At 41.1% G+C, this 9,532-nt stretch carries 8 protein-coding genes; 5 read left to right on the plus strand and 3 right to left on the minus strand.

Going from position 1 to position 9,532, the window contains the following annotated elements; all coding sequences use genetic code 11:
- Positions 1–206: 206 nt before the first annotated feature.
- From RG47T_RS09830 to RG47T_RS09840, 3 genes are all read left to right on the plus strand, one after another.
- The gene (locus RG47T_RS09830; RefSeq protein WP_216351035.1) at positions 207–1,799 is read left to right on the plus strand and encodes a flavin monoamine oxidase family protein; all 1,593 of its coding nucleotides are present in this window, start codon (positions 207–209) and stop codon (positions 1,797–1,799) included.
- 28 nt (positions 1,800–1,827) lie between these two features.
- On the plus strand, positions 1,828–3,003 hold the full coding sequence (locus RG47T_RS09835; protein ID WP_074489254.1) for a pyridoxal phosphate-dependent aminotransferase: 1,176 nt from the start codon (positions 1,828–1,830) through the stop codon (positions 3,001–3,003).
- Positions 3,004–3,118: 115 nt separating this feature from the next.
- Complete coding sequence (locus RG47T_RS09840; RefSeq protein ID WP_074489255.1) at positions 3,119–4,120, plus strand: Hint domain-containing protein; 1,002 nt, start codon at positions 3,119–3,121, stop codon at positions 4,118–4,120.
- A gap of 96 nt (positions 4,121–4,216) precedes the next feature.
- On the opposite strand, the gene RG47T_RS09845 is transcribed toward RG47T_RS09840, so the two are convergent.
- Positions 4,217–4,579, minus strand: coding sequence for a DUF1304 domain-containing protein (locus tag RG47T_RS09845; RefSeq protein WP_074489256.1), 363 nt, complete (start codon positions 4,577–4,579; stop codon positions 4,217–4,219).
- Between the two features lie 288 nt (positions 4,580–4,867).
- Here RG47T_RS09845 and RG47T_RS09850 point away from each other — a divergent pair, with 288 nt between their 5' ends.
- Together RG47T_RS09850 and RG47T_RS09855 are read left to right on the plus strand one after the other, a co-directional pair.
- Positions 4,868–6,085, plus strand: a complete 1,218-nt coding sequence (locus RG47T_RS09850) for a BamA/TamA family outer membrane protein (RefSeq protein WP_074489257.1) — start codon at positions 4,868–4,870, stop codon at positions 6,083–6,085.
- Positions 6,086–6,745: 660 nt separating this feature from the next.
- Positions 6,746–7,162 carry an ankyrin repeat domain-containing protein gene (locus tag RG47T_RS09855; protein WP_083627359.1) on the plus strand — a complete coding sequence of 139 codons (417 nt, stop codon included), beginning with the start codon at positions 6,746–6,748 and terminating at the stop codon, positions 7,160–7,162.
- 61 nt (positions 7,163–7,223) lie between these two features.
- Here RG47T_RS09855 and RG47T_RS09860 read toward each other — a convergent pair whose 3' ends face one another.
- A complete protein-coding gene (locus RG47T_RS09860) occupies positions 7,224–7,445 on the minus strand; it encodes a hypothetical protein (protein WP_074489258.1) in 222 nt (73 codons plus the stop codon).
- A gap of 8 nt (positions 7,446–7,453) precedes the next feature.
- Positions 7,454–9,427, minus strand: coding sequence for an OmpA family protein (locus RG47T_RS09865; protein ID WP_074489259.1), 1,974 nt, complete (start codon positions 9,425–9,427; stop codon positions 7,454–7,456).
- Positions 9,428–9,532 lie beyond the last annotated feature (105 nt).

Consider the following 9,532-nt stretch of genomic DNA (forward strand, 5'->3'; position numbering starts at 1 on the left):
TATAATTTATTATTTAAAATTCCTTTTAATGTACAAATTTGTAATAATCAGTCAATTTATTAGAAATAAAAATCAATTTATTATCAATCATATCTAGTATTTACAGTATTTAGCATTAAATAAATCAATTTTTCAACATATTATCAATAAAACAGATAAAAACATATCTTTATAAGGTAATTTAGTCATGATTTATAAAATCTGTTTTGAAAAACATCTCCAGACGCGATTTTTTAGGTAAAGGTGCTATGCTTGCAGGTACAACATACCCTGCTATGCTTGCTTTGGGCTTGCTAAAATCGGCACCTGCACATGCTTTTAATCTTGAGGGCAACGGAAACGGCAAAAAAGTAATCATTTTAGGCGCCGGATTAGCCGGGATGACCTGTGCCTACGAACTAACCAAACTGGGCTATCAATGTAAAATAATAGAAGCCCGACAGCGTACCGGAGGCCGATGTTGGAGTATTAGAAATGGCACAACCAATACCGAAACCGATAAAACAACAGCAACCGCAAACTTCGATAATGGCCTGTACTTTAATGCAGGCCCATCACGCATCCCGCACCACCACCAGCTTACTTTGCACTATTGCAAAGAATTAGGCGTACCCATACAGGTTTATAATAACGTTAACGAAAACACATATTACTACGCCGAGGGCAAAGGGCTACTCTCTAACAAGAAGATCCGCACACGTGAAGTGCATAATGATGTGCGTGGTTACATGACCGAGATGCTGGCCAAAAACATGGATCACGGCAATTTAGACACCGCCCTTACTAAAGAAGACGCTCAAAAGGTAATTGAGTACCTGATGGCAGAAGGTGGGCTGGATGTAGATAAACTATACAAGGCATCAGCCCGGCGCGGATATATCGAATCGCCAGGTGCAGGTAATAAGCCGGGGAAGATAGCCAACCCGCACAAACTGGCAGACATTATACAATCTGGCCTGATGGATCCTGACTTTTATAACGTAGCCGAGTATACCTATGAATTACAAGGCACTATGTTTCAGGCTGTGGGTGGCATGGACCAGATTGCCAAAGCATTAGAGAAAAAGGTAGCCACAATGCTAACCATGGGTGCCGAGGTAAAAAACATAACCAATGTACCCGAGGGTGTTAAAATAGTTTACAAAGATGCCCAGGGCGAGCATGCCATTAATGGCGATATATGTATTTGCACCCTGCCACTACCTGTACTTAGTAATGTTAACCACAACTTTTCATCAGATGTAAGCCGGGCGATAGACTTTATCGGTTACATGAAAACGGGCAAGATCGGCCTGCAGTTTAAACGCCGCTTTTGGGAAGAGGATGAAAGCATTTTTGGTGGTATTACCCATACCAATAATGATCTGACGCAGATCTTTTATCCATCATATGACTACCTCGATAAAAAAGGCATCCTGATAGGCTACTATAATTTTAACGAAAAGGCTGAGCGTGTGGGTAATTTAAACTACGTCGACCGCGAGAAGCTGGCATTAGAGAAAGGGCGGATGATCCATCCGCAATATGATAAAGAGTTTGAGCGGTCGTTTTCGGTAAGCTGGCACAAAACCAGGTATAGTATGGGTGGCTGGGCAGTATACAGCAACGATACAAGAAAGGATCATTATCCGGCCTTGCTAAAGCCCGATGCCAACGTATATTTTGCAGGCGAGCACCTCACTTATTTAAACGCCTGGATGGCCGGCGCATTCGAGTCGGCGCGAAGCGTGGTAGCTGCATTGCATGGGCGGGTTACAGAAACAAGGGTAACGTACCCGGAAACAGGAACTAAAGGTTAGAAAAACTAAACTAAAAACATTCATAATCATGGCAACAATTAATCGTAGAAACTGGATCAAAACAAGCGCCCTAACAGCCGCCGGGTTAACCTTCTTTTCGGGGGCTTTCGATAAGCTTTCGGCAATGCCTGCTAAAATAATGCGTGGCGGTGCTATTGACGATATGGCAATTACCGACCAATCGGTTATTACATCAGCACCAACAGCAATTAAAGCAAGGCTATCTGCCAATGAAAACCCATTCGGCCCCTCGCCTGCTGCTAAAAAAGCCATACAGGATGCTTTGGACATGAGCTACCAGTACCCATTTATGCATTTTGGTGAACTAACGGGTAAAATTGCTGCTTACGAAGGTATCGACCAAAAGAATATTTTAATGGATGCCGGTTCTACTCCGCTATTGCTGGCCGCCGCCATGTATTATGGAAAAAACGGTGCCGAAGTAATCTGCGGCGACCCATCGTACGATGATCTTCCACGCTCTGCTGCCAAATTGGGAAGCAAACTGGTTAAAGTGCCATTAACAGCAGATTATAAATTAGACCTTGATGCCATGGAAGCCAAAATTGGCCCAAACACAGGTTTAATCTACATCTGTAACCCTAATAACCCCACAGCCACGGTATTGGATACAGCTAAACTTAAGGCCTTTTGCGAACGGGTAAGTAAAAAAGTAACCGTATTTGTAGACGAAGCCTATATCGACTATCTACCCGATCCTCAGGCTGTAACCCTCATTAGCGGGGTTAAGGCCGGGCAAAATATAATTGTGGCACGTACATTCTCCAAACTGTACGGTTTTGCAGGCCTCCGTTGTGGATACATTGTTGCGCCTACTGATACGGTGAAAAAACTGTCTGATTATTCTACAGGCCTCATGAGCCTTTCTGCAACTACAGTTGCGGCAGCAACAGCCGCTTACCAAGAGAAAGCATTTTTACAGGATGCTTTGAAAAAAACACTGGCATCAAAAGAGTATCTCTACTCGGTGTTGAAGAAAGAAGGATACGAATACATCCCATCATCAACCAACTTTGTAATGTTTGAGATTAAGATGGATGGCGCCCGCTTTGCCAGCGAAATGGCTAACCGCGGTGTAAGCATCCGCCATTGGGAATTTAACAATAAAAACTGGTGCCGGGTAAGCATTGGCCGCATGGATGAGATGCAAGCCTTTGCTGATGCCTTTAAACAGTTATCATAAAATAAACTATTAATAAATAGAAAGTTACTACCGGGGCGAAGCGATCAAATACACTACTCCTGACGCCATGCAGGAGTAGTTGATTGCTCTTTTTAGGTAACTAATTAAACCACACATGCGTAAATCTACATTAACCTTTTTATTAGCTTCTAGCATTTACTTAGCTCAGGCACAGGTTTTAACTAAAGTAAATCCGCGCCCTTTAACCATGGCCGAATATGATAAAGCCAAAACCTTTGCCATTGCCGACCTGGATAAAGATTCTTATGTAAAATTTGACAATACCTACGTACTCGACCGTTACGAGGGTCGCAAACCCTACTTTATTACCGGCGATGACGGCCTTAAAAAACGGATAGATCTGTATAAACTGATTGCCAAAGACGGCATGCAGGAAATTGGGCTGATGGTTTTTTACACCAATGAAAAAGGTGCGGTGTATAAGACCATTGTGCCCGATTTTACTGCAGATGGCAAGGTTTGGGAAAAGTACTTTCTGGACATTGACAATATTAACAAAGAAGAGAAAAATTTCATCCTGAAGTTATCATACATCCTATCGAAGGAAGTAAGCTTTCAGCAATACAAGGTACTGAATGGCGGTAAAGACATGAAGGAAGAAGGCGCAACTTATGGTAACGATATTTGCTTCCCGGGTGATGAAGTAGTGACTATGGCTAACGGTGGTACCAAAATGCTGAAGGACGTAAAAAGCGGCGAAGAAATCATCACCGTTGACGTAAGCAGCAACAAACCAACCGCAGTTAAAGTAAAAGAGCTAACTGTACACGAGGCCAAAAACTATGCATTAACCCGCCTTGTTTTGGTTTCGGCCAAAACCTTAAATACACGTTTGGGGCAGGAAGTAATGCTGACCAACAAGATATTACAAGCCACCCCTAACCATCCCATGATGACTAAAGACGGTAACCATAAAATGGGCGAAGTATTACAGGGCCAGGAAGTAATGTGCCTGAACGAAAAAACCGGTAAGTACGAAGCCTATACTGTATTGCAAAAAACAGAACATGCCAATGGCGTACAAAAAGTTTACAACATTGTTGCCGATGGCGGTAGTACCCTATTGGTAAATGGGGTAATGGTGATGCAAAAGTAGCTGTTTTTAAAACCCCAGTTATTTAAACAAGGCTAACCGGATGCGGCTAGCCTTGTTTGTTTGCCGATATTAAAGGGTTTCCGGTATTAAATTTACTTATGCCAGCAACGTAAAAATTAAAGCGATGATAGCAGGCAGGGCTTGCTTAATAAATATCCCTTTACTGGCAGTTATGCCGCCGTAAACCCCGGCAACAATTACGCACGAAAGGAAAAACACAGCAACATGGCCGCTCCATGCAACATCGCTGATTAGTAAAGACCAGATCAATCCCGCTGAAAGAAATCCATTATACAGGCCCTGGTTAGCGGCCAGTGTTCTGGTAGGTTCAAACAGATCTGCCGGGAAAGTTTTAAAGGTCTTTCTTCCGGCGGTTGTCCATGCAAACATTTCAATCCACAATATATAAAGGTGCTCTACGGCTACAAGCGCAATAAGGATTTGGGCAATAAGTTTCATATAATTTAGGTTTAAACTGGTTTTAAAGGTAATTAATTCAACCTAATTTAGGGGTAATAAAAATATACATGTTAATATTTTATCATTTATATTAACGCGTCGTTATATAAATGATAAACCTAAACACAGTCCAAAAGCACTGAACAGATAATTTTAAATAAATTGCTATTTTATTACTTCTACTTTACGTTAGAATAATAGATTTATATTAAAATTGCGACAAATCTCTAATTAATTGCCGCGGCTTTGAAAAACAGATCTTTAATATGGTGGGCTTGCTTTTTGTTAATGCTTGCATTCAACATTAATGCCAGTGCACAAAATGACAGAAGCGTATCGCTGCCACAATTAGTTACCGGTAAAAAGAGCGTGGCAGACACCACTAAAGTAAAGGCTAAAAAAAGCGACCAGAAAGATCTGCCGGATGTTATTCATCAACTTTTCCATACCAAAAGCTCAGTACAGTCAGACTCGGTTACCAGTAAGCCCGAAATTTCTGTAGTGCCGGCCATAGGGTACACTTTAGTATCTAAACTGGCGTTGGTACTGTCGGGCAATGTAGCTTTTCGTACGGGCCCGCAATCAAGAATCTCTACTATTATTGCCAGTGCCTCCTACACCCAAAATAAACAATTTATAATGCCGGTGCTTAGCAGCATTTGGACTAAGAATAACAAGTATAATTTTGTGGGCGATTACCGCTTTTATCAATATCCGCAAAGCACCTACGGGTTGGGCAGTAGTTCATCTATAAAAAACGTAGACCCGATGGATTTTTCATTTGCGCGTTTTTATGAAACTGCATTAAGGCATGTTACCGGTAACTGGTATGCAGGTTTAGGCTACGCTATAGACACTTATTGGAATGTATCGCATAGCGGAACGGCAAGTGGGGCTGTCTCTGATTTTGGTAAATACGGCACCTTTTCGCACAGTGTTTCATCCGGAATAACCTTTAACATACTGCACGACTCGCGCGATAACTCCATTAACCCTGCCAAAGGCTGGTATGGCGATGTGCAGTACAGAACCAGCAGCGAGTTTTTGGGTTCTACACAAAACTGGCAATCACTGATCATTGACCTGCGAAAATACATTCCATTTCCGGCAGGCTCTGATAATGTGCTGGCTTTATGGTCTTATGACTGGTTTATACTGCAAGGTAAGCCCTCCTATCTTAATTTACCAAGTACTTCTTGGGACCCCAACTCTGCTACCGGCCGCGGCTATATACAGGGGCGTTTCCGGGGCGCACAAATGGTTTATGCCGAAAGTGAATACCGGTTTAAAATTACCCGCAATGGCTTAATTGGCGGTGTAATGTTTATCAATGCCGAAAGTTTATCGGCCCAGCAAGGCACAAAATTCCAGGCTATACAACCAGCTTTTGGCCCTGGTTTGCGAGTTAAGCTCAACAAAACCTCACGTACTAACATTGCTGTAGATTATGGCTTTGGTCGCGAAGGTTCAAGAGGTTTGTTTATTGATGTGGGCGAGATATTTTAATTAAGATACAAGAATCACTCATTCCTAAATTTGGGCCCTTCCCTAAATTCTTGCGCCAGGTTTAAATGCATGGCGAAACATCTAATACCTTCCTTAATAGTCATCGTAATATTAGCTGCTTTGCTATCGCACTATGTTACAATATTGCTTTTTTTACCTATTAGACTGATATACAACTTATTGAAGTGTGAAACTTTGTAATATCAATGTCATACAGCTTAAACTATAAAGAAACATTAGCACTTCTTAAATCATCATTCATCAATTAAAAAGAAAATGCAATGCGTTTTTAAATATTAGTGTCCCGACTTTAGCATTAGTCAACTTAGCAAGTACTAAACTAAAACCATTTCTTTAGTTTAACCTTAAGCACTTATTAGCCTTATTAACAGTAAAATACAAAAAACTATTTACTCTATTTAGGTTAGCAATAGTTTAGTTTGTATCAAACTTTGGCATTACTTTCAGCACTACATTAAATGCAATAAAAAGCAATATATGTTGCGAAATTATTAACAAATTCAATAATTTTTTTATTACTTATTAGTTAAATGAAGGATTGATTGTGTTTTTTACATCAACAAGATTAAAAACCAAACAAATTATATTTACCGTAATTGCTGTTATTAAACAAATATTAAACGTCCCAAACTCCAACAAATGAAGAAATTACTTGTTCTTTCTGCAGCCTTATGCTTAACGGTCACGACATTTGCGCATGACATTTTTACGGCTGCTAAAACTAATGACATTGCAGCTGTGAAGTATTTACTAAATAAAGGTGCTGACCTTGATGCCGCTAATGCTAAAGGCGAAACTGCGTTGATGATCGCTATTCAGTCTAAAAATAATCGTGTTGCCGATTATCTAATCGAAAAAGATGTTAATGTAAATGCACAAAGCAAAAATGGTTTTTCGCCATTAATGTATGCTGTACAAACACAAAACGTTACGCTGGTAAAAACTTTACTTAGCCACGGTGCGCAGTTAAATTTAAAAGATGCTGACCATAAAACCGCGCTGGATTATGCCCTGCAACAAAATAACAGCGAACTTATTGATCTTTTAAAGGCTTAATATAGACTCCGTATTTTTTTGAAGAAGCCATATTGCAGACGCAGTACGGCTTCTTCTATTTTTAGGCCTTAAACATTACCAGCAGTAATATATTTACTGTGCTTAATGAAAAGTTGGCTACTGCCATTAACAACTTATCTACCCGTTCGGTGCCCGAAAGCCGGTAGTGCCTGGCAAACCAGTATTTCACAAGGTGGCTTACCCCGTAAATACCCAGAACTATTGAAAGTACAACCTGAATAAGCCCCATGCCTTTTACTGAATCAAATAGTTGAACATCCATATCTCTTATCAATCTGTTTTTAGTACCGTAAATTCTGTACGCCTGTTTAACTGGCGGCCATCGGGGTTATCTTTACCGTCGGGGAGCGAATTTGGTGCTATAGGTTTTGTTTTACCATAGCCTTTGGCAAACACGCGGGTATCTTCTATCCCCTTCGAAACAATATAATCCACACATGCCTGTGCCCGCTCTTGCGAAAGTTTATTGTTATAAGCATCGCTACCCACAGAATCTGTGTGCGAGCTGAGTTCTATCTTAAATTTCGGATTGTCTTTTAAAATAGTAACCACCCCATTTAATTCGGTTTCAGACTCTGGCCTTAAGGTAGATTTACCATAATCATATAATATATTATTGATTACCATCGGCTTATCAACCACAAAAGCCTGTAAACACACATCTGCGCCAAACAATGTATCTGCCGAAGTTCTGCCATGGGTTGGCAAAGGCAGCACTTTGGTAAAGTAGCCGTCTTTTTCAAACATTAGGTTGTATGGCCTTTTGGTAGTAATTTTAAAGAAGTACTTGCCATCTTTTGCCAGGGTTACCTGCTTCATATTTTCTTTACTCAACGAGTCTACCAGCGTAACCTTTGCACCAGCCAATGGCTTGTGCGCATTACAATCAACCAAAAAACCGCCTGCAAAATAGCGTTGATCTGTTACCTCAAATAACTCCAGGCAACAATCAGACTCACGGTCCGAGCTTACAAAAAACTTGGTCTCGTTATTCGGATCGGGTGAAAAGTACAGGTCATCTTTAGCGGAGTTCATGGGGTAGCCCATATTGCGTGGCTGGCCCCAGCGGGTTGGTTCGCCAAAGCTTTCAAAAAAGTCAAACCCTCCCAACCCGATAAAACCTTTCGAACTATAGATCAATCTTTTGTTACCGGCATCATAATAAGGCGCTTGCTCATCACTTGGTGTATTAATGGTTGAGCCCAAATTTGTTGAACTGATGGGGTTACCGGCGTTATCCAATTCACTCATCCATATATCATCGCCGCCCTGGCCACCAGGTTTGTTAGAAACAAACAGCATGGTTTTGCCATCCTTGCACACAAAGGGTTGTATGGCATTAAAGCCCTCGGCATTTACGTTGGCATTTAGTTTTTGCGGACTGCTCCACTCACTGCCGTTCCAATCACTTTTGTAAATAGCATGTACAATTTTGGTCCCAATTTTATACCAGCGGGTTAAATAAAGCCGGTTACCCTGGGGGCTTAATGATGGTGTACCGTACTCTGTTTCCTTTCCGCTACCGTTATCGCGCAGGTTAATGATCTCTGGCTTATCCATGCCTGCCGTAGTTTGGTAAATACGGTTCAGGTGCTTTTTATCACTTTTAATTAAACGCGATGAGGTGAAATAGAAATTATTGTCCCTTCGCACCACAGCGTAGTTAGATCCGTCTGAGTTCCACTGCCCTTTTAGTTTGGTAACATTAAGCAATATGGGGTATTGATATTGGTCTTTCGCAAATTTGCAGTTGTTAATCTCTTTCTCGGCCAGCTCAACTAATTTGCTATCGCCCCCTCTGTAAACCTGTTTAAATTCAGTTAATTCTTTGATAGATTCATCGAAGTGCTGGTCGGCACGTAAACACACACCGTACCATAACCTTACCAGCGGATATTGCGCCTCTGCATTATCATTAATTACCTGGTAATACCATGGCTCTGCTTCGAGGTAATTTTCGTACAGCCGGTATGATTCTGCCAACTGGTATCTTACATAGTTAACATCTGTTACCTTGCTCACTTGTTTATTACCTTTTACATTATTATCTGGTGTAAACGGAACCTTTTTTTGAGGGTCTATCTTTAACCCTTCTGCCGCTTTCCGGTAATAGTAAGCAGCTTCATAGTAATCTTTATTATGAAACCCCTTATCGCCCATGGCGCGATAGTTTACGGTGTTGTACTGGGCAAAGGTTTTACTTGCCAGCAGCAGGACAATTATAAATGCGAGTATCTTTTTCATGATAGGTGGTTGGGATTATAATCTTGGACAAACAGGTTCTGGTAGTGACATCCGTTTTTTGAACACATAACTAATTGATAGCTCTATCCCCCCCTGCCCATTGGT

Origin of the sequence: Mucilaginibacter polytrichastri, from assembly GCF_001911425.1 — a bacterium.
Taxonomy (GTDB): domain Bacteria; phylum Bacteroidota; class Bacteroidia; order Sphingobacteriales; family Sphingobacteriaceae; genus Mucilaginibacter; species Mucilaginibacter polytrichastri.